The following is a 26,755-nucleotide window of genomic DNA, read 5'->3' on the forward strand; positions in this document are numbered from 1 at the left end:
GGCGGCGGCCTACCTGGCATTGCCGTGCTGCAATTCACCGAGGATGCGCCTGGCCACTTCCTTGAGTCGCGGCCCCAGGTTGTCGACCATGATCGAATGACTCAGGCGATGGGCGGCACCGCCGCAGTTGATCGCCATCACTTCGGCGCCATCCTCGAGGATCAGCGGCGTGGCCACGGCGCTGATCTGCGACTGCCAGTCGCCTTCAGAGAGGCAGAAGCCGTAGCGGGCGTACTCCTCCTGGCTGCGCCTGATGCCTTTTTCGAGCGTGGGCCAATCGCTGCCGTGCTCTCTGGCAAGTTCCGCCAGGATTGCCTCGCGGCGCACTTCCGGCAGGCCGCAGAGCCAGGCGCGGCCGATCGCCGTGGTTGCCATCGGCAGCCGCGAACCCACGTCGAGGCGCACGATCAGCGGGCCACTGCCATGGCAGCTCTCGATGTAGACCATGTCGGTGTTGTCGGCCGCCCCCAGGCTGACGTTGCAGTCCGTGGCTTCGGCGAACTGCTGCATGAAGGGGCGGGCGATTTCGCGAATGCCCTGGTTGGCCAGGAAGCGGTAGCCCAGCGCCAGGATGCCGGGCCCAAGGCGGTACTTCTCCAGCCGGGTGTTGTGGCGCAGGTAGCCGAGCTGGGTCAGCGTGTAGGTCAGGCGTGAGACCGTCGGTCGCGGTATGCCGGTACGGCTGGAGAGCTCGGCGTTGCCCAGGTACTCCTCGCCGGTGCCGAAGGCGCGCAGCAGCTCCAGGCCGCGGGCGAGGGCGGTGACGAAGTTGCGATCCTTGGCCGGTGCGGTCTGGTCGTCATCGAGCGGTGCAGGCTTGTTCATGGCGGGTTCCCTGTCGCGAGATCGTTGTGGCGGAGTATCGCATATCGCCCGGGCTGGGTCCGTTGGCGACGCCGGCCCGGGCAACGCTGCCGTCAGGCGTCAAGGCGCTCGATGATGCAGGCGATGCCCTGGCCGACCCCGATGCACATGGTGACCAGGGCATAGCGGCCGCCCTTGGCCTCCAACTGGCGAAGCGCTGTCAGTACCAGTCGCGCACCGGAAGCGCCGAGCGGGTGACCGATGGCGATGGCGCCGCCGTTGGCGTTGAGGCGCTCGTCCTCGGCGGCGATGCCCAACTGCTTGATACAGCCAAGCACCTGCACGGCGAACGCCTCGTTGATCTCGATCACGTCCATCTGCTCGAGGGAGAGGCCGGCCCGCGCCAGCACCTTATGGCTGGCCGGCACCGGCCCCAGGCCCATCACCCTGGGAGGCACTCCGGCCACGGCGCTGGCCACGATACGCGCCCGAGGGGCGACGCCGGCGCGTTCCCCGGCGGCCAGGCTGCCGACGATCAGCGCCGCGGCGCCGTCGTTGAGGCCCGAAGCGTTGCCCGCGGTGACCACGCCGCCTTCGAACAGTGGCCCCAGCCGGGCCAGCTTGTCGGCGTCGGTGCCCGGACGCGGGTGCTCGTCGCGGCTCACCGTCAGCGGCGGCTGCTTGCGCCCCTGGGGCACCTCGACGGCGAGTAGCTCGTCGTCATAAAAGCCGCGGGCCTGGGCCTCGGCGTAGCGTGCCTGTGAGCGGGCGGCGAAGGCATCGCTTACCTCGCGGCCGATGTCGAGATCGTGGGCCACGTTGTCGGCGGTCTCCGGCATGCTGTGGCTGCCGTACTCGCGGGCGATCCAGGGGTTGGGGAAACGCGAGCCGATCACGGTGTCGTACAGCGGCTGGTTGCGGGCGAAGGGTGACTCCGCCTTGCCCAGTACGTAGGGCGCACGGGACATCGACTCCACGCCCCCGGCCAGGAACAGCTCGCCTTCACCGAGGCGGGTGGCGCGGGCGGCGTCGATCACCGCGGCGAGACCGCTGCCGCACAGCCGGTTGACCGTCTGCGCCGCCACCTCGACCGGCAACCCGGCCAGCAGCCCCGCGTGGCGCGCCACGTTGCGCGAGTCTTCACCGGCCTGGTTGGTGCAGCCGGCGAGTACCTCCTCATAAGCCTCGGCGGCGAAGGCGTTGCGCTCGACCAGCGCCTTGAGCACCAGGCCGAGCAGGTCGTCGGGCGCACCGCGGCGAGGCTGCCGCCATGGCGGCCGAAGGGCGTGCGCAAACCGTCGAAGATATAGGCGTCTCGCATGGCAAAGCTCCTATGAGGCATCAGGCCGCGGTCAGCGGCAGGCCAAGGGTGGCGCGACGGCGCAGCCACGGGCTGGCGCGGTAGCGTGGATCGCCGGTGGCGGCCAGCAGGTTGTCGAGGATGGTGAGGATGCGGCGGCTGCCGTAATGGTCGCCCATGGCGAGAGGTCCATGGGGGTAGCCCAGGCCCAGTTCCACGGCACGATCGATGGTGTGCGGTACGGCCACGCCCTGCTGGGCGATCTCGCAGCCCACGTTGACGATGCATGCCACCACCCGCTGCAGCACGAAACCGTTGCTGTCGCCGATGGCGCTGACCGGGGTGCCGTCGTGGCCCAGCAGGGCCATCGCGGCATTGCGGTAGTCCGCCTGGGTGGCCGGCGTGGTCATCAGGGTGCGGCGACGATCGAGGCCGGCCAGCAGATCCACGGCCACGCAGCGTTCTGCGGGCAGGCCCAGGCGTAGGGCGCAGGCAGTGGCATCCTCGCCCAGCGGGGCGACCAGGCAGAGCGCCTCGGCCGAGGGGGCCGCACTGCTCTCCAGCGGCCAACCCGCCTCGGTTGTCAGCTCGCTGAGCTGCCGGCGGGCCTCGTCGTCCTCGGTGCCGATCCATACCGGACGTGGCGCGGCCTGGGGCAGCGGTGGCTCAGCAGGCAGCTGTGGCTTGCCTTCCACGTAGCGGTAGAAGCCTTCGCCGCTCTTGCGCCCGAGCAGGCCGGCCGTCAGCCGCTGGCGGGTCAGCGGAGAGGGGCGGAAGCGCGGCTCCTCGTAGTACTGGTGATAGATCGATTCCATCACCGCATGGGAGACGTCGAGCCCGGTGAGATCGAGCAGGCTGAACGGTCCCATGCGAAAGCCGCCCTGGTCGACCAGAATGCGGTCGATGGTGGCGTGGTCGGCGACGCTCTCGCCGAGGATGCGCAGCGCCTCGGTGCCGAAGGCGCGTCCGGCGTGGTTGACCAGAAATCCCGGCGTGTCGGTGGTTCGGGCGGTGAAGTGTCCCATGGCTCGGCCCAATGCCTCGACCCGCTCGGCCACGTCGGCGTCGGTGCGCAGCCCCGGGATTACCTCGACGATCTTCATCAGCGGCACCGGGTTGAAGAAGTGAAATCCGATGACGCGCTCGGGCCGGCGGCAGCTCGCAGCGATGGCGGTCACCGAGAGCGAAGAGGTATTGGTGGCGAGCACGGCGCGATCGTCGAGAATCTCCTCGAGCTGCTGGAACAGTGCCTGCTTGGCCTCGAGCTTCTCGACGATAGCCTCTATCACGATGTCGCAGCCGGCCAGGTCGGCGAGCGTCGACGCTTCTCTCAGGCTGGCCCGATAGCGCTCGGCCTCGGTTTCACTGAGACGCTGTTTCTGCACGCCGCGTGACCACATGCCGCCGATGAAATCCCGAGCTTCGGTGACGGCGCCTTCGCGCAGATCGTGGAGATAGACGGTCAGCCCAGCCTGGGCGGCGATCTGGGCAATGCCACGCCCCATGGCACCGGTACCGACGATACCCAGCGTCCGGAAAGAGGGGGTTGGCGTGTCGTTCGGCATGAGTCAATCCTCTTTATCGCTTTTATTTCGCTTAGCGGAACGATATTCCGTATATTGACTGCCATCCTAGGCTATGCAACATTGCCTGACAACTTAATGCGGTTTTTCATTCTGCTATGCGAAATTAAGGCAGGTGAGACCTGTCACTTCAAGGGCTTCGTTGCTCTTGGTCATTCCGTAGCTCTTAACCACAGTATCTGACAGCCAGCCGCCACCTGCGTGAGGACATGCCATGATTCGCGACCCCGAACTGCTCGATCAGCTCATCGATACCATTTCCCGCTTCGTGCGCAAGCGCTTGATTCCCAACGAGGCACGCCTGGCGGAAGAGGACGCGGTGCCACAGGAACTGCTCGAGGAGATGAAGGAGATCGGCCTGTTCGGCCTGTCGATCCCCGAGGAGTACGGCGGCCTGGAGCTGACCATGGAGGAGGAGGCGCTGGTGGCGATGGAGCTCGGCAAGACCTCGCCAGCCTTCCGCTCGGTGTTCGGCACCAACAACGGCATCGGCGCCCAGGGCATCCTGATCGACGGTACCCCGGAACAGAAGGCGAAGTACGTACCGCGCCTGGCCACCGGCGAACTGCTCAGCGCTTTCTGCCTCACCGAGCCTGACTCCGGCTCCGACGCGGCGAGTCTGCGGACCACCGCGATACGCGATGGCGACCATTACGTGCTCAACGGCACCAAGCGCTTCATCACCAACGGCCCCGAAGCCGATGTCTTCACCGTGATGGCACGGACCGATCCGAGCAACAAGGGCGCCGGAGGTATCACTGCCTTCATCGTCGAGGGCGACACGCCAGGGCTCAAGCGCGGACCGGCCGACAACAAGATGGGCCAGAAAGGGGCGCATACCTGTGACATCATCTTCGAGGACTGCCGGGTGCCGGCCGAGAATATCATCGGCGGGCGCGAGGGGCAGGGCTTCAAGACCGCGATGAAGGTGCTCGACCGCGGGCGCCTGCACATTTCGGCAGTGTGCGTGGGCGTGGCCGAACGCCTCGTCGAGGAGTCGCTCCACTACGCCATCGAACGCAAGCAGTTCGGCGTGCCGCTGGCCGAGCACCAGCTGGTGCAGGCGATGCTCGCCGACAGCAAGACCGAGGCCTACGCCGGCCGCACCATGGTGCTCGATGCGGCCCGGCGCAAGGATGCCGGCGAGAACGTTTCCACCCTGGCGTCGTGCTGCAAGCTGTTCTGCGCCGAGATGGTGGGCCGGGTGGCCGATCGCGCGGTTCAGGTCCACGGTGGCGCCGGCTACATGGCGGAGTATGCGGTGGAACGCTTCTATCGCGATGTGCGGCTGTTCCGCATCTACGAGGGTACCACCCAGATCCAGCAGCTGGTGATCGCACGCAACATGGTGCGGGAGGTGACCTGATGGCGCTCGATGGCGAGCGGGGGGCTCACGCAACTGAGCGCCACTCTCTCTCAGTGCCCCGTCAGGCACCCGATGAGGCGATCTTCGGCCGCCTGGCGAGCGAGCGGGTGGCCGAGCTGCCCGAGCGCTTGAGTACCCGCGTGCTGGACAACGCCGAGCGGCTGGCCGAGTGGCCGGCGCTGGTCGACGGCGAGGTGCGCTGGCGCTATTCCGAGCTGGGCGGCGAGATACGCGCCGCCGCCGAGTGGCTCGATGCGCTGGGCATTCGCCCTGGCGATCGCATCATGACCGTGAGCGAGAACTGTCGGGCGCTGGTCGTGCTGTTGCTGGCGGCGAGCGAGCGTGATGTCTGGGTGGCCATCGTCAACTCGCGGCTCTCGGCCCAGGAGATCGATACCATTCGCGACAACTGCCAGCCGCGGCGGATCTTCTATACCAGCGAGGCGTCTCCCGACGCCGAGGCCCACGCCCGGCGGCATGGCGCCGAGCCGTTCGCACACCCGTCGCTGGGCCGGCTCGGGCTGTCACCGCTGGCCGAGGTCGAACCCGAGCCGGTTGCGGCCGATGGCGCCGACCAGGTCGCCGCGATGATCTACACCTCGGGCACCACCGGCACACCCAAGGGCGTGATGCTGACGCATCGCGGCATTCTCTACATCGCTGCGCTCTCCGGCGGCATGCGCCACCTGTGCGAAGGCGAGCGGGTCTACGGCGTGCTGCCGATGTCCCATGTGTTCGGCCTGTCGTCGGTGTGCATGGGCTCGCTCTACAACGGTGCCTGCCTCTATTGCGTGCCGCGCTTCGATGCTCCCACCATGCTGGCGGCCCTGGAACAGGAGCGCATCACCGTGCTGCAGGGCGTACCGGCCATGTTCGCGCGCATGCTCGAGACGCTGCGTCGGGAGAAGCGTTCGCTCGTGGCCCCTGCGCTGCGCTACATCTCTGCCGGCGGTTCGCCGCTCGACGGCGACCTCAAGCGCCGGGTGCAGGCGCTGTTCGGACTGACGCTGCACAACGGCTACGGCCTCACCGAGGCGAGTCCGACCATCAGCCAGACCCGCATCGACGACAGCTTCGACAGCAACACCGTGGGGCGCGTGCTGCCGCTGCTGGAGTATCGCCTCGAGCCGCTGGGCGATGCCGGCGAGGACGAACCCGACCATGCCGGCGCCGGCGAGCTGTGGGTGCGCGGTCCCAACGTGATGAAGGGCTACTTCCGCCAGCCGGCGGCTACCCGTGCCTGCCTGACCGAGGACGGCTGGCTCAATACCGGCGACATCGCCCGCTTCGACGACGACGATCAGCTCTACATCGTCGGCCGCAGCAAGGAGCTGATCATCCGCTCCGGCTTCAACATCTATCCGCCCGACGTCGAGGCGGTGATCAACGAGCACCCCGACGTGACTCTCTCGGCCGTGGTCGGGCGCCAGGTGGAGGGCAACGAGGAAGTGGTTGCCTTCATCCAGTGCGAACCCGGTGCTAGGGCTGACGAAGAGGCGCTCAAGGCCTTCATCGCCGAGCGCCTGGCACCCTACAAGCGGCCGACGCGGCTGGTATTGATGGACGCGTTGCCGGCCACCGCCAGCGGCAAGATCCTCAAGGGGCGTCTGCGCGAGCTGGCCAACCGCGAGGGGACGGCATGAGCGAATCCAGCCAGTCGCCCCTGATGGGCTACCACGAGCTGCTCGGCATGCGGGTGGTGGAGTGGTCGGAAGGGGTCGCCGTGGTCGAGCTGGTGGCCGATGAGCGTCACCTCAACCGCAGCGGCATCGTGCACGGTGGGGTGCTCACTTCGATGCTTGACAGCGCTCTGAGCCTCGCCGGGCTCCACTGCGAGCTGCCTGGCCGAGTAAGGCGCGGCATGACCCTGTCGCTCACGACTACCTTCGTCGGGCCTGCCGGTCCAGGCCTGCTGCGTGCTACCGGCAGGGTGCGCGGCGGCGGGCGCAAGATCTACATGGCCAGTGGCGAGGTCACCGGCAGCGGGGGCGAGCTGATGGCCATGGCCGAAGGTGCGTTTCGTCGGCGCGCTGGCAGCGAGTCGCCGGAGGGTGTCCCCGAGTGACACCGGCACGGCTGCGTGCCAGCCTGCTGGTGTTGGTGACCCTGACGACCCTCGGTCACCTGATATTCACCAGCGCCTGGCTGCAGGGTATCGCGGCATTGGCGCTGGCCCTCTATCTGGCCGGCGTGACCCGGCACCTGTCGTCCATGGCGCGCTGGCTGCTTGCCGCGGCTGCCGCGCTGAGCGTGGTCGTTCTATGGCGTAGCGATACTCCCGGCAGACTGCTGTTCGAGGCGGCCGGCCGTTTCGCCTTCTTTGCCACCTTCGTGGTGGCGCTCAGCCTGCTGCGCCTGCCCGCCTATCGCTCACGTCTGGTGCGCCGCTGCGGCGAGGCGATGCTGCTGCAGCCTCCGGGACGGCGCTACCCGATCCTCTCGGCCGGTTCGGCGCTGTTCGGCATCATCCTCAATATCGGCGTACTCAACCTGTTCGCCGGCATGATCGAGAAGAGCAATACCCTGGCGGCGGCCCAGGGCCGCGCCTGGGTGCGGCAGGTACGCCAGCGACGGATGATGCTGGCCCTGCTGCGCGGCTTCTCGCTGGCCCCGCTGATCTCGCCCATGGGCATCGGTGTGGCGGTAGTGCTCTCCAACCTGCCCGAGCTGCGTTGGCTCGACCTCGCCCCCTATGTGATCGGCGCCGCGCTGCTCATCTTCCTGGTGGGGTGGGGCGTCGATCATGTCACCGGCCCGCATCCCGCTCATGTCATCGCCCCGGACCCTGCCTCGCGACGCTCGTCGCACCCGGCTCCTTCGGCGGCGCCATTGGGGCAGTTCTGCCTGCTGCTGTTGGGTGTCGTCTCACTGGTGTTCCTGCTGGCCTGGGCGCTGCAGGTGCGGTTGCCCATCGCCGTGCTGATGGGCGCACCGCTCGCGGCGATCACCTGGCTCGCCTGGCAGAGGCGGCGGCTTGGCATGCTGGGCGCACCGGCGGCGCTGGCCAGCCTGCATCGCCAGCTGCCGTGGCTTCTGGCACCGAGTGCCAATGAGGTCGTGGTGCTGGGGGCGGCAGGCTACCTTGGCCACCTGTGCGTGGCGCTGGTGCCGGTGGAGAGCCTTGGGCCGCTGATGGCTGCGGTGCAGCCGCTGGGGGCGGCCAACGCCGTGCTGGCCATGCTGCTGGTGATGGGGCTGGCGCAGGTCGGTATCAATCCCATCGTCACCGTGACGCTGCTCGTGGGACTGGTGCCGACGCTGCCCATCGAAGGGCTGCCGCCGGCACTGCTCGGGGCATCGTTGATGGTGGGCTGGGCGCTGGCGATGATGTCATCGCCGATGACGGCCTCGATGCTGATCCTGTCGCGCTTCACCGGGGTCGCATCGAGCCGCATCGGCTATCGCTGGAATGCGCGCTTCTTGCTCGCTTGTATCCCGCTGCTGGCCGGTTGGTTCCTGCTCGCGGCCTGGTAATGACTTGTGCTGCCTTTAGCCGCGCCGCTCTTCTACTGCCAAGCTGGCCTGTCGGTGTGGGCCGCCCAAGTGGCGAGGGTAGCCCAGTGCCTCGATGGCGAGCAGGTCGATGTCGCTCGTGCGGTAGGCCCAGCCACGTTCGGCCAGCATCAGGCTCGCTGCTTCCATGGCGGCGTGAGGATTAGCGTCGTCGTCCCATGCGGCTTGCGCCAGGGTGGCGAGCAGGCTGCCCTGCCAGCTGACCGCCACTTCCTGGCGTAGCGCCTTGAGCAGATTGGCCACGGCCTGCTGGCGAGCGGCATCGGCGCGCAGTGCCACCAGCTCGGCCAGTCTGCCCTCGGCAGGTAAGATCAGCGCCAGGTCGGCGTCGAGGCTGTCGAGATCGTGCGCCTCTTCCAGATCACGCAAGGCGATACGCAGGCAGTGGGCCGGGCAGGTCGCATCGGCTCCGGCAGCGATGAAGCAGGCCTGGGTGGCGTCGTCGGCCCGCTCGCTGAGTTCGATACCGGCCCGCTCGGCCTTGTCCTTGAGCTTGACGTACAGAGGATGTTCGCCGAGCAGGGCCAGGCGTGTCAGGGCGGGGGCCTCGCCCGCCTCTGGCACCTTGTGTGGCGCACGGGCGGCGAAGAAGGCGTGGATCAGGCCGGCGCGCTGGGGCGACTTCATGCAGGAAAGGAACAGCTCGCGCTCGCGGCGCAGCCCTTCGGCCAGGCTGCCCTCGCTGCTGGCGGCGATGGCCTCGAGGCAGCGGAAGGGGGAGTAGAGCTCCGGCACCTCGCTTTCCAGCTTGGCGCGGTAGCGTTCGATGGCTTCGGGATCGGCCGCTGGCGGCGGCAGTTCGCCGGTGACTCGCGCCCTGCGCGTGCCTGCCAGCACGTCGCGCGCCGCCGCCAGTCCCGCCTCCAACGGGTCGTCGAACTCGAGCACGGCGTCGACGATGCCCAGCGACAGGGCCTCGTCGGCGGGGGCGAAGCGTCCGCTGGTGATCAGATCCAGGGCGGCTTCGACGCTGGCCAGTCGCGGCAGCCGCTGGGTACCGCCGGCACCGGGCAGCAGCCCCAGCTTGACCTCGGGTAGGCCCACCTTGGTGCCCGGCAGCGCCACGCGCAGCTGGCAGCCCATCGCGACCTCCAGCCCGCCGCCCAGCGCCGTACCGTGCAGCACGGCGACGATGGGCTTGGCGCTGGCCTCGAGATGGGCGATTACCTCCGGCAGGAGGGGCGCTTGGGGCGGTTTGCCGAACTCTCGGATGTCGGCCCGGCGATGAAGGTGCGGCCGCGGGCGTGAAGCACCAGTACCTGAACCTGGGGATCATCGTTGCCCTGGCTGACGGCCTCCATCAGTCCTTGGCGCACGGCCTGGCCCAGGGCATTGACCGGCGGATTGTCGATGGTGATCACGCCAAACTCGTCGTGGCGCTGGTAGGCGACGGGGGATGTCATGCGGTATGGCTCCCTGTGTCAGGCTTCGGTTCGAATGGATGGTACATGTACGCTACCTCATGAATCGACGGGAGGCGCCATCTTCGCCACACGCGGTCCTGCGTGGCGCTGGCTCCAGCGCGCCAGAAGCACGGCAGGCAGCAGGGCGGCCATCGCACTACCCAGCAGTTCGATCTGGCTGAGCGGCACCATGCCGCCGCCGGGCAGGGCGAACAGCAGGCCGGCTACCAGCACCAGCCCGCGGGCCGGGATCTCATGCAGGGCGCCGATGCCGAGCCGGCCGACGCCGATCAGGTAGCCCTGCATGGCGGAGGCGAACAGCACGATGCCGATCACGGCCTGAATGAAGACCAAACCGATTTGCCATGCCTCCCCCTGCATGATCAAGGCGGGGTTGAGCACGAACAGGAAGGGAATGAAATAGATCACGCTACCCAGGCGCATGGCTTGCAGGCCCGTGGCCATGGGGCGGGCGCCGGCCACGGTGGCCGCGGCGAAGGCGCCCAGCGCCACCGGCGGGGTGATGAAGCTGAGCATGCCCCAATAGAGGATGAACATGTGCACTGCCATGGGATCGAGCCCGCCCCCCTGGATCAGCGCCGGCGTCAAGGCCACGGCGAGGAAGATATAGGCCGCAGTGACGGTCATGCCGATACCGAGCACGAAGCTGGTCAGGGCGCCCATGATCAACAGCAGCGGCACGCTGCCGCCAGCGATATGAATGAAGTCGTTGGCGATGGTGCCGGAGAGCCCGGTCATCGACAGTGCGCCGACCAGCATGCCGACGCCGGCCAGGATCGCGATCAACTCGGCGAACAGCTTGGCCGCCGAGGAGAGCGATTCGCCCAGCTCGCGTAGCCCCCAGCGGTTGCGACGCGAGAACTGGTTGAGCACCAGCAGCAGCGCGGTGGCATAGAAAGGCGCTACGGCCTCGCGCTGCATCACCAGCAGCATCCACACCAGCAGGGCGAAGACGAAGATGAAGTACCAACCTTCCTTGAGGGTCTGCACCACCGAGGGCAGTTCCACGGCGGGCAGGCCCTTGATGTCGTGGCGCGCCGCATAGGCATCGATCTGGATGAACAGGCCGAGGAAATAGAGGATCGAGGGGATCACCGCGGCCAGCGCCACGGCGGCATAGGGCACGTCGAGGAACATCGCCATGACGAAGGCGGTGGCGCCCATGACCGGCGGCATCAGCACGCCGCCGGTGGAGGCACACGCCTCGACGCCGCCTGCGAACGAGCGGCCCATGCCAATGCGGCGCATGGCGGGTATCGACAGCACGCCGGTGGTCAGTACGTTGCTGATCACGCTGCCGCTCATCGAGCCCATCAGGCCACTGGAGAAGATCGACACCTTGGCCGGGCCTCCGCGTACGTGGCCCAGCAGGGCAAAGGCCAGGTCGATGAAGAACTTGCCGCCGCCGCTCTTCTGCAATACCACGCCGAAGACGAGGAAGCCGATGACCAGACCGGCGAAGGCCTGCAGCGGTACGCCCATGATGCTCTCGGTGCTCATGGTGTGGTACATGGCGGTCTCCTCCAAAGTGGAGGGAAACGCCTGGATCGGCCCGGGCACGATATCGGCCACCAGCGGGTAGAGCGAGAACGTCGCCACGATCACCGCAATCGGCCAGCCGCCGGCACGCCGGGCGGCCTCGACGATCAGCAGCCACCAGGCATAGCTGGCCAGGATGGCCGTATCGGGAGCGGCAAAGGCCCAGCCGCGCTCGAGGATCGATTCGGCGTGATAGACGAAGTAGCCACCGACGACCAGGGTGACGGCGCTGAGCAGGTAGTCGTACCACGGCACCGGCTGGTGCTGCCGCGAAGGCAGGATCGGCCACAGCAGATAGACCAGTGGCAACAGCAGGGCCACCACGGCGTAGTAGAACTGCGTCTCCAGTCCGGTCACGAAGCGCAACCAGCCCAGGTTGAACAGGTAGTCCAGCGTCATGGCCATCAGCACGACCGTCACCGCGCCGGGTATCCAGCGCAGGGCGGTGGGCAGCGGGCGGACGTGGGTGACCTTTTCCTTGAGCTGGCGTGGCGACTCGGGGGCGAAGTAGCAGTGGTCATGGCAGCATCCGTGAGGCGGCAAGGGGCGGCATGGCCGCCCCGGAATCAGTCGCTGGTGACGCGATCATTCGAAGACCGGATCGAAGCCGGCGTCGCGCAGGGCCGTGGCGCGCGCCTGCATCCAGGCGTCGCGGAACGCCTCTTCGTCCGAGGGTGCATCCTCGATGAAGGCGTTCCAGGTCTCGAGCAGCAACTCCTGTCGTTCGATCAGCGAGTCCTGGTGTGCCTGCATTTCATCGGTCCATTCGCCGATCTCTTTGTAGTACTCGACCACGGCGTCGTGGAACGGCAGCACCCAGGTCAGGTCCTGGTATTCCAGGGCGTAGCCCACCGCGCCTGGAGCGGCATCCTTGTAGTCGTCGTAGTTGTCCTGCAGCGCCTTGATCAGGCCGTAGGCGACCTTGTCGTCGAGATCCTGGTTGGCCACCACGATCGGGTAGGGGTAGCTGGCGCTGGGCACGGGATTGTCGGCGCTGACGTCGCCCGCCCCGGCGGTTACCTCGTGGGGCTGGAAGTAGGGCGCCACCGCCAGCATGCGCTCCCAGCCCTCGGCATCGTCAGGGTCGAGCACCGGCCAGCTGACGCCGCGGGGGCTGCTGGCGAGCTGCTGGGCGGGTGGCGTGACGGTGGTGGTGAAGGAGGCGTCGACGTCGCCGGCGATGATGCCGTCGAAGGAGCGTGCATAGCCGGGGTAATCGACACGCTCGACGTCGTCCCAGGTCAGTCCGCCGAAGGCCAGGTAGGCCTCGGTGCCCTTGTTGAGGGCGTCGTCGCCACGAATATAGGCGATGCGCTTGCCGGCCAGGTCAGCCGGGGTCTCGACGCCGAGATCGCCGGCCACCGCCAGCGACAGGCCGAAGGAGGCGGTGGAGGTCGTGAGCACCCGGATGGGCTGGGGGCCCCAGTCGGGGTGGGCGAACATCATTACACCCTCGGCACCGTAGTAGCTGGCGATACCGCAGGCGCACAGATCGACGCGGCCCTGCTTGAGCGGCGTCATGCGCGAAACGTCGTTGTCGCCGGGCAGGATGCGCACCGAGGTGCCGTAGTGGTTCTGCAGCATGTTGCCGATGGCCACGGCCTGGGCATAGCCGCTGGAGTTGGTGCCGTAGGCGGTCCAGGCCATGGTGCGCGGCAGCTCGACCTCGGCGGCCTGGGTCACGCCGGCCGAGAGTAGCGAAAGCGGAAGAGCGATAAGCGCGAGGGATTGGGACAGCTGGCGCATGGGAGTCTCCTTGTATCGGTTGTTGTTTTGCTATGCGGTATTTGATTCCGAAACTGCAGTCGATACTAGAAAGGCACCGCGACGGTGTCAACGAATGCTCGCGAATGGGGCGGCATAGGCTTTCCGCTAGGCGAAATAGCGCCCAAGGAGTAAGCAATAGGTGAAGAAAAATAAAGGCTTGGCGTGGTTTTAGCTGCGAGCTGAAATGCCTCGTACGACCAAAGGTCTAGGCAAGCTCAGCGGCCGAAGAACCCGCATCACTGCTCGCCGTCGGCCGCAGTGTCATTCTGGAGGGCGCGAGAGTTCTCGCCAGGCGGCGTAGCTGCTGAGAAACACGCGTCCGGTCATGTCGTCGAGAAAGTCGCTTCGTTTCAGACGATCCATCACTGGCCCCTTCACTTCGGCCAGGTGCAGGGTAACGCGGGAGTCCCTGAGGCGGGCATTGATGGCGTCCAGGCTCTCCAGGGCCGAGGCATCGATCAGGTTCACCGCCGAGCAGATCAGCACCACGTGTTCCAGCTCCGGTCGTGTGGCCACCAGGTCGTAGACGGTGTCCTCCAGATAGCGGGCATTGGCGAAATAGAGGCTTTCGTCGATGCGCAGCAGGGCCAGGTGGTTGGCGGTCTCGGTTTCGTGGCGTTCGACGTTGCGGAAATGTTCGGTGTCGGGAATACGTCCGACCAGTGCGCTGTGGGGCGGCTGGTGCGGTAGAGGAACAGGCCGATGGAGAGAGCAACGCCGCTGATGATGCCGGTTTCGACACCTTCGACCAGGGTCAGCAGGATGGTGATCGCCATGGCCGAGAAATCGCTGCGCGAATAGCGCCAGGTTTGGCGGATCATGGGAATGTCGATCAGGGTAATGATCGACACGGTGATCGTTGCTGCCAAGGTGGCAATGGGAAGGTGATGAAGCGCAGGGGTGAGAAACAGCGTCACCGCGCCGATGCCGAGCGCGGCGAACAGACCGGCAAGCGGAGTCTGTGCACCGGCGTCGTAATTGATCACCGTGCGCGTCAGCCCACCGGTGACCGGCATTCCTGCGGAAAAGGCGGCGACGACATTGGCGCCGCCCAGGCCGACCAACTCCTGGTTGGGCGAGATGCGTTCGCGCCGGCGTGCGGCCAGCATCTGGCCCATGGAAACCGACTCGACGAAGCCCACCACGCTGATCAGCAGTGCCGGCACCAGTAGTGCCTGCCATAGGGTGGCGTCGAAGCCGGGTAGGGTAAGCGGTGGTAAGCCCTGGGGGATGTCGCCGATGACCGCGACACCGGCTGAAGCCAGCTCGTAATGCCAGGTAACCAGCGTGGTCGCCACGACGGCGAAGACGGGACCTGCCCGGGTGATCAGGTCGGCCAAGGGCTGGGAGAGGCCGATGCGGCGCAGGACCGGCCTCCCATACTGACGCAGCAGTAGCAGGAACAGCAGGGTGCCGATGCCGATGACCAGCGTCGGCAGATGAACGTCAGGCAGTGCTCGGATGAGTTGCGCCAACCTAGGTAGCAGGTCGCGGGCGTCGAGCCCGACGCCGACCAGGTAGCCCACCTGGCTGGCGGCAATGAGAATTCCCGATGCGGTGAGAAAGCCGGCGATGACGGGGTGGCTGAGGAAGTTGGCCACGAAGCCCATGCGCAGCAGTCCCATGACGAGCAGGATCAGGCCGGAGAGCAGGGAGAGCACCAGCGCTGCTTGCAGGTATTCGGGCGTGCCCGGAGTGGCGACGCCCGACAGTGCCGCGCCGGTCATCAGTGCGACGATGGCCACCGGCCCCACGGCCAGGGTCCGGCTGGTGCCCAGCATGGCATAGGCAATGGCCGGCAACAGGCTGGCATAGAGGCCTACCACGGCCGGCAGGCCGGCCAGCACGGCGTAGGCCAGCGATTGGGGTATGACCATCACGGTGACGATCAGGCCCGCCAGCACGTCGGCTCCACCCAGACGACGATTATAGTGGGGCAACCAAGTGAGGATCGGCAGGTAGCGCTTGAGCATCCCGTCTCTTCGTATCAGGGGGTAGGAACGACCAGACTAAACGATATTGGTGGATGGGTTGAGTCTTGGTTAGCATCGAGTGATATAAACCGAATGTTTCTTCGACCTCACAGGACACGTCATGAAGCCTGAAACCATCGCCCTGCACCATGGCTATGCCCCCAACGACCAGCACGCCGTGGCCGTGCCCATTCATCAGACCACTTCATTTTCCTTCGACAGTGCCCAGCATGCCGCCGACCTGTTCGATCTCAAGGTCGAGGGCAACATCTATTCGCGCATCATGAATCCCACCTGCGCGGTGCTGGAGCAGCGTATCGCGGCGCTGGAGGGTGGCATCGCCGGGTTGGCGGTGGCGTCGGGTATGGCGGCGATCACCTACGCGATCCAGACCATCGCCGAGGCAGGCGACAATATCGTCTCGATCAGCGAGCTGTATGGGGAACCTACAACCTGTTTGCGCATACCCTGCCGCGACAAGGCATCGAGGTACGTTTCGCCGACAAGGATGACATCGAGGGCATCGAGTCGCTGATCGATGCGCGCACCAAGGCGGTATTCTGCGAGAGCGTGGGCAATCCTTCGGGGAGCGTGGTCGACATGGTCAGGCTGGTCGAGGTCGCCCATCGCCACGGCGTGCCCGTCATCGTCGACAACACCGTGCCCACGCCATTCCTGTGGCGACCAATCGAGCACGGAGCGGATATCGTCATTCACTCCGCGACCAAGTATATCGGGGGCCACGGCACCACGGTGGGCGGTGTGATCGTCGATTCCGGCAAGTTCCCTTGGGCGGAACATCCGCAGCGCTTCCCGCTGCTCAACGAGCCGGACGTTTCCTACCATGGGGTGAGCTATACCCGCGACGTGGGCGAGGCCGCCTTCATCGCCCGCGCCCGTGTGGTACCGCTGCGCAACATGGGGGCGGCGCTCTCCGCTCAGGCTGCCTGGAATTTGTTGCAGGGGCTGGAAACGCTGTCGCTGCGGATCGAGCGGATCTGTGCCAACGCGCGCCGGGTGGCCGAGTATCTCGAAGGGCACCCATCAGTGACTTGGGTGCAGTACGCCGGCCTGCCCGGCCACAAGGATCACGCGCTGGCGCAGCGCTATATGAACGGTCACGCTTCCGGTATTCTCAGCTTCGGCATTCAGGGTGGCCGTGAGGCGGGGGCGCGCTTCTACGATGCGCTGGGCATGATCCTGCGCCTGGTCAATATCGGTGACGCCAAGACCTGCTCATCGATACCGGCTTCGACCACACATCGTCAGCTCAACGAAGAGGAGCTGGCGGCCGCCGGCGTGACTGCCGACATGGTGCGGCTCTCCATCGGCATCGAGCATGTCGATGACATCATCGCCGATCTCGACCAGGCACTCGCCGCGAGCCAGGCCTGAAGACACAGACACTAGCTGCTCCTGACCGGGGCGGCTCGTTCCTTTCCGGCTCGGAGCACAGCCCAATTTTCTTCTTATCGGCCGCAAGGTTCGCGACTTGAGTCGTGCTTTGGTATGTCAGGCCAAAGTGGTGATGCGCATGCCGCTTACATGGCGTTAATCTCGAACAACTTCTCCAATAACATAGAGATCTGACGCCATGCGGACTCTGATGCTTCTATTGGCCGCAGCTACACTGGCCGGTGGATTCTTCCTTATGTACTTGAACGATTCAGCTTGGCAGGCTTATGCCGGCCTTGGGTTCGGTTTGGTGTCTGGGGCCGCATGGGCCCTTAGCGGTATGGTGGCCGTGTATCGGGCCGATGCGAGTGGACTGGTAGAGGGACGCCTCCAGGCCTGGCTGCCGGTCACGCGCGACTATCTCTCGCTGCGCCGTATGGCGCATGGCCTGATCCGTCAGGCCAGCACCACGGCGATTGCCTCCGCTGAGGTCTCGCACCACGCCGACAGGATGGACCAGCGGCTGGAGCGTCAGGAGCAGACCGTTCGTGAAGCCTCGTCGAGCATGGCAGCGATCACTTCGGCGATCGAGCAGGTGGCCGCCAGCGCCGCCAACGTGGCCACGCTGGCCAGCCGCTCGCGTGATGCCAGTCATGTCAGTCGCGAATCGCTCGGCCAGGTCATTGAGGAGATGCAGGCACTGGCAGAGCGCTCCGAGGAGGCGCTCGAGCTGCTCAACATGTTGAGCCAGAAAGCGGATAGCGTGCGTCACGTTACCGCGTTGATCGAAGAGATCGCCGAGCAGACCAATCTGCTTTCGCTCAATGCGTCGATCGAGGCGGCTCGGGCCGGTGAGCATGGGCGTGGCTTTGCCGTCGTGGCCGGCGAGGTGCGTCAGCTTGCCGGCCGCACCGCCGATGCCACTCGCAACGTCGAGGCGCTGGTGGGTGACATCGGCGACAGCAGCCACCGAGTGGTCGATACCATCGGCCACTTGATGCAACGCGTGGGCGACCGTGCCAAGGAAATGAGCAAGGTGGGTGAACAGCTCACCGAGATGACTGGCCATTTCGACCAGGTGGAGGGGGAGATTCGCTCCATCGCCGAGGCCATGGAAGACACCAACCGGCACTCCCAGCGGGTTGCCGGTACCCTGGGTACGCTGGAGGAGGATGCCGAGCAGGGCAATCGTGACATGCATGGCCTTGCAAGCCAGGCACGGGCCTTGATGGCAGGCGCTGAAGCGGTGGACGCGGCTCTCGCCCAGCAGCGGCTCGAAGGACGTCACCAGCAGGTCTTCGAAGCGGCGCGCCAGGCCGCGGCCAAGATCGGCGCGCTGCTCGACAGCGCCATCAAACGCGGCGAACTCGATGAAGGGACCCTCTTCCACGCCCAGTACACGCCGATTCCCGGCACCAACCCGCAGCAGTACGAAACTGGTTTCGTCGGCTTTACCGACGAGCATTTCCCGGCGATCCAAGAACCGTTGCTCGAGCGTCTGGGAGTGGCCTATGCCATCGGTATCGATCGCCGCGGTTACATTCCCACCCACAACGTCGCATCCAGCCGCCCGCCGACGGGCGATTACGACCACGACCTGAAGTTCTGTCGAAACCGGCGCATCTATGAGGACCCCACCGGTCAACGCTGCGGGAGCCACGAACAAACGCTACTGCTACAGACCTACAAGCGCGATACCGGCGAGGTCATGCACGATCTCTCCGTGCCGATCTACGTGGGCGGCAAGCACTGGGGCGGCTTCCGGGTCGGCTACAAGCCAGAAACCGCCTGAACGGAGCCCCACCCTTAGAAGTCAGATCCGCTCTCCCTCCTGCAGCGTACCGGCCGGTGCCAGGGGGAGCGCGGGCGGCTATTCCAGGCCGACCAGGAGTAGAGCGCCAGGCTGGCCCAGATCAGCAGGAAAGTGGCGAGCTGCACCAGCGACAGCGACTCGCGGAACACCAGCAAGGCGATGAAGAACTGGATGGTGGGGTTGAGATACATCAGGAAGCCCAGCGTGGCGAGTCGCAGGCGCCGGGCGGCACCGGCGAAAGCCAGTAAGGGCAGGGCGGTAATGACGCCGCTCGCTATCAGCAGCAGCGTGATGCGAGGCCCGGTCAGAAAATGGGAGAGCTCGCTGGCGCTAAGCCAGGCGAGTGCCATCAGCCCCAGCGGCAGCAGGAGCAGGGTTTCCACGAACAGCCCTGAAAGGCCGTCGAGAGGCACCTGCTTGCGCAGCAGGCCATAGGTGCCGAAGGTCAACGCCAGCGTCAGGCTGATCCACGGCAGTTCACCAAGCAGCACCAACTGAATGACGATGGCAATGCCTGCCAGGACGACAGCGACGCGCTGCAATCCAGCCATTGCCTCGCGCAGCACCAGCATGCCCAGCGCGACGTTGACCAACGGGGTGAGAAAGTAGCCCAGGCTGGCCTGGAAGACCTGCCGACTCTCCACTGCATAGATATAGAGTCCCCAGTTGGTGGCGATCAGCAGGGCACAGCCGAGTACCCGTCCCAGGCGACGAGGTTCGCCGAGTGCCTTGCGGATGGGCCCCAGCGCTTGAGCAGCGTGACCAGCCCCACCAGGAACAGGCACGACCAGATGATGCGGTGAATCAGCACCTCGAAGGCAGGAACGCCCTCGAACAGGGCAAAGAACAGCGGGAAGCAGCCCCACATGATGTAGGCGGCAAGACCGAAGCCGACACCGCGGGTGGCTTCGCGATCATTCGAGGGCAGCAGGGGCATGCTGGTTTCTCTTACATGAGGAAAGCTATAACTTAGCAGCCTATTGGAATCATCTCTACGCTCTATAAGCATCGCTCGTGATAAAGCCCGGCCCGGGCTGACGTCGTAGCCGGCCTGAGTTAGGCTGAAGCGATAGATGACACCGCAAGGGAACCACCATGAGCGATTTGCGTACGACCCTGGTTCAGTGCGATCTGCGCTGGGAAGATCCCGAGGCCAATTGCCGTATGCTGGAAGAGCAGCTTGGGGAGCTTGGTGGCAACGAGACCGATCTCATCGTGCTGCCCGAAATGTTCGCCACGGGCTTTACCATGAATTCCCGTGAGATGGCCGAGCCCATGGAGCAGAGCCGCGCCGTTGCATGGCTGAGCGAACAAGCGATCAAACGCAATTGCGTGGTAACAGGCAGTGTGGCGATCGTCGAGGATGGGCATTACTACAACCGCCTGGTCTGGGCTCGTCCAGACGGCAGCCGTGTCTGCTACGACAAGCGCCACCTGTTCCGCATGGCCGGCGAGCACGAGCGCTATTCCATGGGCCACGACAGGGTGATCGTGACGCTCAAGGGGTTCCGCATCCTGCTTAGCGTCTGCTATGACTTGCGTTTCCCGGTGTGGCTGCGCCAGAGCCCTGGTCCCGGTGAACATTTCGAGTACGACGCCCTGCTGTGCGTGGCCAATTGGCCGGCGCCACGGCGCCACCCTTGGCGCATCCTGCTGCAGGCGCGGGCGATCGAGAACCTGTGTCCGGTCATCGGCGTCAATCGGGTCGGCGAGGACGCCAACGGCATGCGTTATTCCGGCGATTCCATGCTGGTCGACTTCAAGGGCGAGGCGCTCATCGACGAGCCGCGCGATACCGCCTTCATCGAGACCGCCACGCTTTCCCGCGCCGAACTCGACGCGTTCCGCGAGAAGTTTCCCGCCTGGCGCGATGCCGATCACTTCACACTGGCCGACGGAGTGGGGTTCTGATGCGTCTGGACCGCTTCCTGGCGGAGACTACGGATCTGACCCGCAGCTTGGCCAAGAAGGCCTTGCACCGCGGCGAAGTCAGCATCAACGGTATCGTGGTGAAGCAGCCAGCCACTCAGGTGAGTGATGAGGATCGGATCGAGTGGGCCGGCCAAACGCTGGAATTGATTGGATTGCGCTACGTGATGCTCAACAAGCCGAGTGACGTCGAGTGCAGCGCGCGACGCGGTCTCTATCCACGTGCCGTTGACCTAATCGATCTGCCCAAGACCGAACGCCTGCAGACGGTAGGCCGTCTCGATGTCGATACCACCGGATTGGTGCTGTTGACCGACGATGGCCAATGGTCGCATCGGGTCACTTCACCGCGCAGGCGTTGCGCCAAGGTCTACCGCGCCGTACTGGCCGAACCGTTAGTGGGTGCCGCGCTGGATGAGGCCGCCAGGCGCTTCGAGGAAGGCATCCTGCTCGAGGGTGAGGAGAAGCCCACACTGCCGGCCCAGCTCGCCATGCTTGGCCCTTGCGAGGCTGAACTGACCCTCTACGAAGGACGCTACCACCAGGTCAAGCGCATGTTCGCCGCGCTAGGCAATCGGGTCACCGCCCTGGAACGGATTTCGATCGGCCCGTTGACGCTGGGTTCGCTTCGCCCAGGAGAATGGCGTGAACTGAGCGAGGCCGAAGTGGCTGCCTTCGTCTGACTCAGGCTGAGGATTCGTAGGTTTCGCTGCGATCGCGACCACAGCGTTTGGCACGGTAGAGAGCCAGGTCGGCCAGGCGAATCAGGTCGAGGGGGTCGTCGGCATGCTCAGGATAGCTGGCGACACCGCAAGACAAACTCACCCGGCCGAGAAATGCTTCGCCATGCTGAAAGCGTCGCTGGCGCATCGTGCGCAATAGCCTTTCCACCGCTTCGCAAGCCTGCTCCGCGTTTGCACCTGGCATGACCACGACGAACTCCTCCCCGCCCAGGCGACAGACGACATCGGCACCGCGGAAGTGCTCACCGATCAGTTGACCTGTTGCCACCAGTACCGCATCGCCTGCCTCGTGGCCGTGCAGGTCGTTGAAATGCTTGAAGTGATCGATATCGAGCATGACCAGGGTCAGCGCTGCACCGCGCCGGGCAAGGGCCGCTTCGTGAGCGAAGATCTCATCGAAATGGCGCCGGTTCTTAAGTCCCGTCAACGGATCTTGATAGGAGAAAGCCCTGAGCTTCTCGACCATATCCTGCAACGCATGGGTCCGTTCTGCGACCTGTATCTCCAGGTGTTGGTTGAGCTTGACCAGTTCGCGCTGGGTGCGGGCATAGTGACGCAGCGATATCGCCACGATGACGAGGCTGAAGATCAGGGCACCGAGACTGACCGGAATGAGTCGCCACGGGAGAAAACCGTGGGCCACCGCCATGTCGAACAGCAGCAACAGAGCAAACACGCCATAAGCGGCGATCACCAACTGCTGCTCACCGCTGAGTTGCCTCAGTTGCAGCGAGACGAGGAGGAACAGCGTGGGCAGGCTGACGACCAACAGGGCGTCGAAGACCGGAAAAGTGGTCGAAAGGTTGATAACCCCAGCGAGGGCTAGCCCCAAAGCAAGTATCAGGTAGCCCAGATGCAGCTGCCAGAGGCGACGGATCCACAGCGAATGCCGTGCCTTGAACCAAGGCTCGAGCAGCAGTCCGATGCCGACGGGAAGGGCATAGTAGCCGGCTGCGGCCAAGTAGTTCCATAGCAGCGGCTTGGCCAGCAGCAGTTGGCTGGCCTGAGTTTCGGCAAGCACCATGATGCCGGAGGCGAGCGAGAAGAGGCCGATGCCGGCGAAACTCTGCCGATGCTGTTGGATCAGCGCAAAGATACCCGCCAGTAAGGCGAGTAGTAGGCAGAAGGCTGCAATTACCAGATCGGCTGCCGATCGATTCAGGATCATGCCGAGGACATCGGGGCGATCCATTAGCCGGACTTCGCCCCACAAGCCGATATCGGTGTAATTGGAGTAGACCCGAAAAGCGAGCTGACGGCCGGCGTAATCTTCGGGCAGGCTGATCATGTGCCACGGCCAGCCAATGAAACGGCCTTCGCCATCTGCATCGAAACTGCCGTGCTGGTAGATCAACTCAGTATCCAGAAACACTTGGGCCAGCAGGTCGATACTGTAGATGTAAAGCACCGGATCGCGCCATTCGCCTGCGGGTAGGGTGATTCGGAACCAGGCGTGACGGTTTCCATTGCGTGCAGGAGGGTTGGAGGGGAAACCGATGGCCTGCCAGGCCCCATGGGGTGCCTCCTCGACGAGCCATGCCGGAGTATCGTCGGCAAGTCGCGGCGAATCGCCCCAGCGGTATTCCCAACCCTCGGTGAGATCCAGCGGAGAAGAGGACGCCTGCAAGCTGGCTGGAAATAGCAACGACACTAGCGTCAATAGTGCGAAAAGCCACGATGGATGGACGAGGCAGCGCATCAATCACCTTTCCAGTGTCGCAGGCAACGGGACCTAGTATAAGCCAGAAGCTATGACAGTTCGCGTTCGGGATTCTTAGGGTTTTATACCGTTATCTTTTAAAACAACCCACTATCCATGCAAGCTTCGCGCCCATTGCTCACAAGAACTCTGGATTCAGTCCTGCTGCCTTCACCAAAGCACGTGTATATACATTGGCAGGCTTCGCCAGCAGGGCCTGGCATTCTCCCTGTTCCACCAGGGCGCCGTCCTTTAGCACCAGAACCCGGTGTGCCATGGCCCGCACCACCGCAAGGTCATGGCTGATGAAAAGGAAGCTCAACCCTCTCCGGGCCTGGAGAGCGCGCAGCAGTTCGACGAGTTGTTTCTGCACGGTACGATCCAGCGCTGAAGTGGGTTCGTCGAGCACGACAAGGGCAGGCTCGAGTATCAAGGCACGTGCCACGGCGATACGTTGGCGCTGTCCACCGGAAAACTCATGCGGATAGCGCGAAGCGCAGTCAGCGGGCAACCCGACTTCCTGAATAGCCGCGCGCACGCGCTCCGCCACCTGCTCTTCGGTGAGGGCAGGGTAGTGGAACCTGAGCCCCTCGCTGATGATGTCGGAGACCGGCATGCGTGGCGACAACGATCCATAGGGATCCTGAAAGACCACCTGAATGCGCCGGCGACGCTTACGCAGAGCATTTCCGGTGAGCTGGTCGAGCCGCTCGCCGTCGAGTTCGATTTCGCCGCGACTCTCCACCAGGCGCAACAGGGCCATGGCCAAGGTGGTCTTGCCGGAGCCGGATTCGCCAACGATGCCGAGCGTCTCGCCAGGCGCCAGGTGCAGGTCGATCGGCTTCACGGCTTCGAAGGCGGGAGGGCGCTTGGCGAAGAGGCGCCTGGGGCGTTGAAAACTCACCGTAATGCCTCGTGCCTCGAGCAGGCGCTTCGATGACGTCACGGCCACTGGCCGACCGCGCGGCTCGGCATCGAGCAGTGTACGGGTATAGGCGCTGCGCGGCGAAACAAACACCTCGTCCACCGGGCCGGTCTCTTGTTCGTGGCCGTCATATAGAACACAGACCCGGTCCGCATGCCGTCGAACCAGATTGAGATCGTGGGTAATGAAGAGCATCCCCATGCCATGGCGATCGCGTAGTTCGGCGAGCAGGGCGAGGATTTCCTGCTGCACGGTGACGTCCAGCGCAGTGGTGGGCTCATCGGCGATCAGCAGCTCGGGATCGTTGGCGATGGCCATGGCGATCATGACTCGCTGACGCTGGCCGCCGGACAGCTGGTGCGGCCAGGCATCGAGTAGTTCCTCGGCGCGCGGCAGCTTCACTTGCTCGAGCAACTTGCGGGTTCGCTCCCGCGCTTCGCGTCCGGAAATTCCCTGGTGCAAGCGAAGCGTCTCGCCGATCTGCTTGGCCACGGTGTGTAGCGGGTTGAGCGACGTCATCGGCTCCTGAAACACGAAGCCGACACGGCCACCGCGTAGCGCTTGCCAATCCCGCGGCCGAAGCTTGGTCAGGTCCGTATCGCCAAGCCAGCGTCCACCCTGGACCAGGGCATTGCTCGGCAGCAGGTTCATGGCGCCCAGTGCCGAAACCGACTTGCCGGAGCCAGACTCACCGACCAAAGCCAGCGTTTCGCCACGGCACACCTCGAGGGTCAGCTCCTTGAGAACCGGTTTGCCGTCGAAGGCGATCGACAGCTTGTCGAGACGCAGCAGGGTTTCAGTACGGATCTCAGGCATTGGGCTGGGTCCTGGTCAACGGTGTGGCGCTGGGGGCGTGCTGGATGTGGCGCGGGTCGAAGGCGTCGCGCAGGCCCTCGCCAATGAAGACCAGCAGCGAGAGCATCAGCGAGAGACTGACGAAAGCAGTGATGCCGAGCCATGGTGCATGCAGATTGTTCTTGCCCTGGGCCACCAGTTCACCCAGCGAGGGAGAACCCGGTGGCAACCCGAAGCCGAGGAAGTCGAGCGCCGTCAGGGTGGTGATGGCGCCGGTGAACAGAAAGGGGATAAAGGTCAGCGTGGCGACCATGGCATTGGGCAGTACGTGACGCCACATGATCAGCCGCGAGGGCAAACCCATGGCCTTGGCTGCACGCACGTACTCCAGGTTGCGGGCACGCAGGAATTCGGCTCGTACGACGTCGACCAGCCCAAGCCAGGAGAACAGCAGCATGATCCCGAGTAGCCACCAGAAGCCCGGTTGCACGAAGCTGGCCAGGATGATCAGCAGGAACAGCACGGGCAGCCCGGACCAGATCTCGGTGAGACGTTGCCCGATGAGGTCCGTCTTGCCGCCGAAATAGCCCTGTATGCCGCCGATGATCACCCCCATTACCAGCGAACCGACAGTCAGCACCAGGGCAAAGGCTACCGAGAGACGGAAGCCGTATATCACCCGGGCCAGCACGTCGCGCCCTTGGTCGTCCGTGCCCAGCCAGTGACGTGAATCGGGCGGCGAGGGAGAGGGCCGCATCATTTGCATGTCCAGGGTCTGATAGGAAAAGGGGATCAGCGGCCAGATGGCCCAACCGTGCGCCTCGATCTGCTCACGAATGAAGGGGTCGTGATAATCGGTGCGGGTCGGCAGGAAGCCGCCGAATTCCGTCTCGGGGTAGTCGACCAGCAGCGGCACGTACCACTGACCGTCGTAGCGCATGACCACGGGCTTGTCGTTGGCGATCAACTCGGCGCCGAGGCTCACCACGAACAGGGCGAGGAAGATCCACAGTGAGACCCGGGCGCGCCGGTTGCTGCGGAAGACGCTGATACGGCGTCGCGCAATGGGGGAGAGCTTGGATGCGAATGTCATCGGCTCAGGACTCCCGTGTCTCGAAATCGATACGTGGATCCACCCACACGTAGGTGAGATCGGAAACCAGCTTGAGAATCAGCCCGATCAAGGTATACAGAAACAGCGTGCCGAAAATCACCGGGTAGTCGCGTTGCATCACCGCTTCAAAACCGAGCAGCCCGAGCCCTTCGAGCGAGAAGATCACCTCGATCAGCAGCGAGCCGGTGAAGAAGATCGTGACCAGAGCGCCGGGAAGGCCGGCGATGATGATCAGCATGGCGTTGCGAAATACATGGCCGTAAAGCGTGCGGCTGTCGCTCGCGCCCTTGGCACGGGCGGTGAGCACGTACTGTTTGTGGATCTCGTCGAGGAAACTGTTCTTGGTCAGCATGGTCAAGGTGGCGAAGCTACCGATGGTCATGGCCGTGACCGGCAGGGTGATGTGCCAGAAGTAATCCTTGACCTTGCCCCAGGCACTCAGCTCGTCGAAGTCGGGCGAGGTCAGCCCACGCAAGGGGAACAGGTCCCAGTAGCTGCCGCCGGCGAACAGCACGATCAGCAGAATGGCGAACAGGAAGCCGGGGATTGCGTAGCCGACGATGACCAGCCCCGAGGTCCAGACATCGAAACGCGAGCCGTGGTGCAACGCCTTGCGGATGCCCAGGGGAATCGAGATCAGGTAGACCAGCAGGGTGGTCCACAACCCCAGCGATATCGAGACCGGCAGCCGTTCGATCATCAATTCGACCACCGGCCGATCACGGAAGAAGCTGTTACCGAAGTCGAAGGTCGCGTAATCGCGCATCATGGTCAGAAAGCGCACATGGGCCGGCTTGTCGAAACCGAATTGCTGTTCCAACTGCTCGATGAAGCGGGGGTCGATGCCCCTGGCGCCACGCGATTCGTCCTGCACCACCACGTCGCCACCGCCGGCATCGAGACGCGTGCTGGCCATGGCATCCATGCCTTCGAAGCGTGCCAGCATCTGGTCGATCGGCCCGCCCGGGGCGGCCTGGACGATAATGAAATTGAGCAACATGATGCCGATCAACGTCGGAATCATCAGCAGCAGGCGGCGCAGGATGTAGCGGCTCACGTCAGGTCATCCTTGT

At 64.9% G+C, this 26,755-nt stretch carries 17 protein-coding genes and 4 pseudogenes; 8 read left to right on the top strand and 13 right to left on the bottom strand.

What is annotated here, in order from left to right:
• Positions 1-9: 9 nt before the first annotated feature.
• The 3 genes and pseudogenes from EKK97_RS11585 to EKK97_RS11595 form a co-directional block, all read right to left on the bottom strand.
• Entirely contained in the window at positions 10-825 is an 816-nt protein-coding gene (locus EKK97_RS11585) for an IclR family transcriptional regulator (protein ID WP_159552012.1), read from the bottom strand.
• 92 nt (positions 826-917) lie between these two features.
• Positions 918-2,125: pseudogene (locus EKK97_RS11590) on the bottom strand (3-oxoadipyl-CoA thiolase).
• A gap of 20 nt (positions 2,126-2,145) precedes the next feature.
• Positions 2,146-3,669 (bottom strand): 3-hydroxyacyl-CoA dehydrogenase, encoded by a 1,524-nt coding sequence (locus EKK97_RS11595; protein ID WP_159552014.1) that lies wholly within the window; start codon positions 3,667-3,669, stop codon positions 2,146-2,148.
• 232 nt (positions 3,670-3,901) lie between these two features.
• Between EKK97_RS11595 and EKK97_RS11600 the strand changes: the two genes are divergently transcribed.
• The 4 genes from EKK97_RS11600 to EKK97_RS11615 are packed head-to-tail and all read left to right on the top strand — an operon-like array spanning position 3,902 to position 8,527.
• Positions 3,902-5,053 (top strand): acyl-CoA dehydrogenase family protein, encoded by a 1,152-nt coding sequence (locus EKK97_RS11600; protein ID WP_159552016.1) that lies wholly within the window; start codon positions 3,902-3,904, stop codon positions 5,051-5,053.
• A complete protein-coding gene (locus EKK97_RS11605) occupies positions 5,053-6,696 on the top strand; it encodes a class I adenylate-forming enzyme family protein (protein WP_159552018.1) in 1,644 nt (547 codons plus the stop codon). The genes EKK97_RS11600 and EKK97_RS11605 overlap by 1 nt, the downstream gene beginning before the upstream one ends.
• Positions 6,693-7,118: a PaaI family thioesterase gene (locus EKK97_RS11610; RefSeq protein ID WP_159552020.1), complete on the top strand. Its 426-nt coding sequence runs from the start codon at positions 6,693-6,695 to the stop codon at positions 7,116-7,118. The genes EKK97_RS11605 and EKK97_RS11610 overlap by 4 nt, the downstream gene beginning before the upstream one ends.
• On the top strand, positions 7,115-8,527 hold the full coding sequence (locus EKK97_RS11615) for a hypothetical protein (RefSeq protein ID WP_159552022.1): 1,413 nt from the start codon (positions 7,115-7,117) through the stop codon (positions 8,525-8,527). The genes EKK97_RS11610 and EKK97_RS11615 overlap by 4 nt, the downstream gene beginning before the upstream one ends.
• 15 nt (positions 8,528-8,542) lie before the next feature.
• Here EKK97_RS11615 and EKK97_RS11620 read toward each other — a convergent pair whose 3' ends face one another.
• From EKK97_RS11620 to EKK97_RS11635, 5 genes and pseudogenes are all read right to left on the bottom strand, one after another.
• Positions 8,543-9,691, bottom strand: a complete 1,149-nt coding sequence (locus EKK97_RS11620; protein ID WP_277987345.1) for an enoyl-CoA hydratase-related protein — start codon at positions 9,689-9,691, stop codon at positions 8,543-8,545.
• A 38-nt stretch (positions 9,692-9,729) separates the two neighbouring features.
• Positions 9,730-9,969 carry an enoyl-CoA hydratase-related protein gene (locus tag EKK97_RS25410; RefSeq protein WP_277987346.1) on the bottom strand — a complete coding sequence of 80 codons (240 nt, stop codon included), beginning with the start codon at positions 9,967-9,969 and terminating at the stop codon, positions 9,730-9,732.
• 57 nt (positions 9,970-10,026) lie between these two features.
• On the bottom strand, positions 10,027-12,072 hold the full coding sequence (locus EKK97_RS11625; RefSeq protein WP_201297080.1) for a TRAP transporter permease: 2,046 nt from the start codon (positions 12,070-12,072) through the stop codon (positions 10,027-10,029).
• Positions 12,073-12,114: 42 nt separating this feature from the next.
• Positions 12,115-13,275 (bottom strand): TAXI family TRAP transporter solute-binding subunit, encoded by a 1,161-nt coding sequence (locus EKK97_RS11630; RefSeq protein ID WP_159552024.1) that lies wholly within the window; start codon positions 13,273-13,275, stop codon positions 12,115-12,117.
• Positions 13,276-13,557: 282 nt separating this feature from the next.
• Positions 13,558-15,269, bottom strand: a pseudogene (locus EKK97_RS11635) (SulP family inorganic anion transporter).
• 121 nt (positions 15,270-15,390) lie between these two features.
• On the opposite strand from EKK97_RS11635, the pseudogene EKK97_RS11640 reads away from it, so the two are divergent.
• Positions 15,391-16,664: pseudogene (locus tag EKK97_RS11640) on the top strand (O-acetylhomoserine aminocarboxypropyltransferase/cysteine synthase family protein).
• A 340-nt stretch (positions 16,665-17,004) separates the two neighbouring features.
• The gene (locus EKK97_RS11645; RefSeq protein WP_159552027.1) at positions 17,005-18,456 is read left to right on the top strand and encodes a methyl-accepting chemotaxis protein; all 1,452 of its coding nucleotides are present in this window, start codon (positions 17,005-17,007) and stop codon (positions 18,454-18,456) included.
• Between the two features lie 14 nt (positions 18,457-18,470).
• On the opposite strand, the pseudogene rarD reads toward EKK97_RS11645, so the two are convergent.
• A pseudogene (rarD, locus tag EKK97_RS11650) lies at positions 18,471-19,414 on the bottom strand (EamA family transporter RarD).
• A gap of 158 nt (positions 19,415-19,572) precedes the next feature.
• Here rarD and EKK97_RS11655 point away from each other — a divergent pair.
• Entirely contained in the window at positions 19,573-20,388 is an 816-nt protein-coding gene (locus EKK97_RS11655; protein ID WP_159552029.1) for an amidohydrolase, read from the top strand.
• Positions 20,388-21,089, top strand: coding sequence for a pseudouridine synthase (locus EKK97_RS11660; RefSeq protein WP_159552031.1), 702 nt, complete (start codon positions 20,388-20,390; stop codon positions 21,087-21,089). Before EKK97_RS11655 ends, EKK97_RS11660 begins: the two co-directional genes overlap by 1 nt.
• 1 nt (position 21,090) lies before the next feature.
• Here the strand turns inward: EKK97_RS11660 and EKK97_RS11665 are convergent, their stop codons facing one another.
• From EKK97_RS11665 to EKK97_RS11680, 4 genes are all read right to left on the bottom strand, one after another.
• Entirely contained in the window at positions 21,091-22,848 is a 1,758-nt protein-coding gene (locus EKK97_RS11665; RefSeq protein WP_159552033.1) for a GGDEF domain-containing protein, read from the bottom strand.
• 139 nt (positions 22,849-22,987) lie between these two features.
• Positions 22,988-24,589: an ABC transporter ATP-binding protein gene (locus EKK97_RS11670; protein ID WP_159552035.1), complete on the bottom strand. Its 1,602-nt coding sequence runs from the start codon at positions 24,587-24,589 to the stop codon at positions 22,988-22,990.
• Positions 24,582-25,661 (bottom strand): ABC transporter permease, encoded by a 1,080-nt coding sequence (locus EKK97_RS11675; protein ID WP_159552037.1) that lies wholly within the window; start codon positions 25,659-25,661, stop codon positions 24,582-24,584. Before EKK97_RS11675 ends, EKK97_RS11670 begins: the two co-directional genes overlap by 8 nt.
• A gap of 4 nt (positions 25,662-25,665) precedes the next feature.
• A complete protein-coding gene (locus tag EKK97_RS11680; protein ID WP_159552039.1) occupies positions 25,666-26,739 on the bottom strand; it encodes a microcin C ABC transporter permease YejB in 1,074 nt (357 codons plus the stop codon).
• Positions 26,740-26,755 lie beyond the last annotated feature (16 nt).

The organism is Billgrantia tianxiuensis (assembly GCF_009834345.1).
Lineage (GTDB): Bacteria > Pseudomonadota > Gammaproteobacteria > Pseudomonadales > Halomonadaceae > Halomonas > Halomonas tianxiuensis.

Bases quoted from the DNA above. Each gene is read 5' to 3' on its own strand.
- EKK97_RS11585 (WP_159552012.1), bottom strand. From the start codon at position 825: ATGAACAAGCCTGCACCGCTCGATGACGACCAGACCGCACCGGCCAAG.
- EKK97_RS11595 (WP_159552014.1), bottom strand. From the start codon at position 3,669: ATGCCGAACGACACGCCAACCCCCTCTTTCCGGACGCTGGGTATCGTC.
- EKK97_RS11600 (WP_159552016.1), top strand. From the start codon at position 3,902: ATGATTCGCGACCCCGAACTGCTCGATCAGCTCATCGATACCATTTCC.
- EKK97_RS11605 (WP_159552018.1), top strand. From the start codon at position 5,053: ATGGCGCTCGATGGCGAGCGGGGGGCTCACGCAACTGAGCGCCACTCT.
- EKK97_RS11610 (WP_159552020.1), top strand. From the start codon at position 6,693: ATGAGCGAATCCAGCCAGTCGCCCCTGATGGGCTACCACGAGCTGCTC.
- EKK97_RS25410 (WP_277987346.1), bottom strand. From the start codon at position 9,969: ATGACATCCCCCGTCGCCTACCAGCGCCACGACGAGTTTGGCGTGATC.
- EKK97_RS11630 (WP_159552024.1), bottom strand. From the start codon at position 13,275: ATGCGCCAGCTGTCCCAATCCCTCGCGCTTATCGCTCTTCCGCTTTCG.
- EKK97_RS11645 (WP_159552027.1), top strand. From the start codon at position 17,005: ATGGTGGCCGTGTATCGGGCCGATGCGAGTGGACTGGTAGAGGGACGC.
- EKK97_RS11655 (WP_159552029.1), top strand. From the start codon at position 19,573: ATGAGCGATTTGCGTACGACCCTGGTTCAGTGCGATCTGCGCTGGGAA.
- EKK97_RS11660 (WP_159552031.1), top strand. From the start codon at position 20,388: ATGCGTCTGGACCGCTTCCTGGCGGAGACTACGGATCTGACCCGCAGC.
- EKK97_RS11665 (WP_159552033.1), bottom strand. From the start codon at position 22,848: ATGCGCTGCCTCGTCCATCCATCGTGGCTTTTCGCACTATTGACGCTA.
- EKK97_RS11670 (WP_159552035.1), bottom strand. From the start codon at position 24,589: ATGCCTGAGATCCGTACTGAAACCCTGCTGCGTCTCGACAAGCTGTCG.
- EKK97_RS11675 (WP_159552037.1), bottom strand. From the start codon at position 25,661: ATGACATTCGCATCCAAGCTCTCCCCCATTGCGCGACGCCGTATCAGC.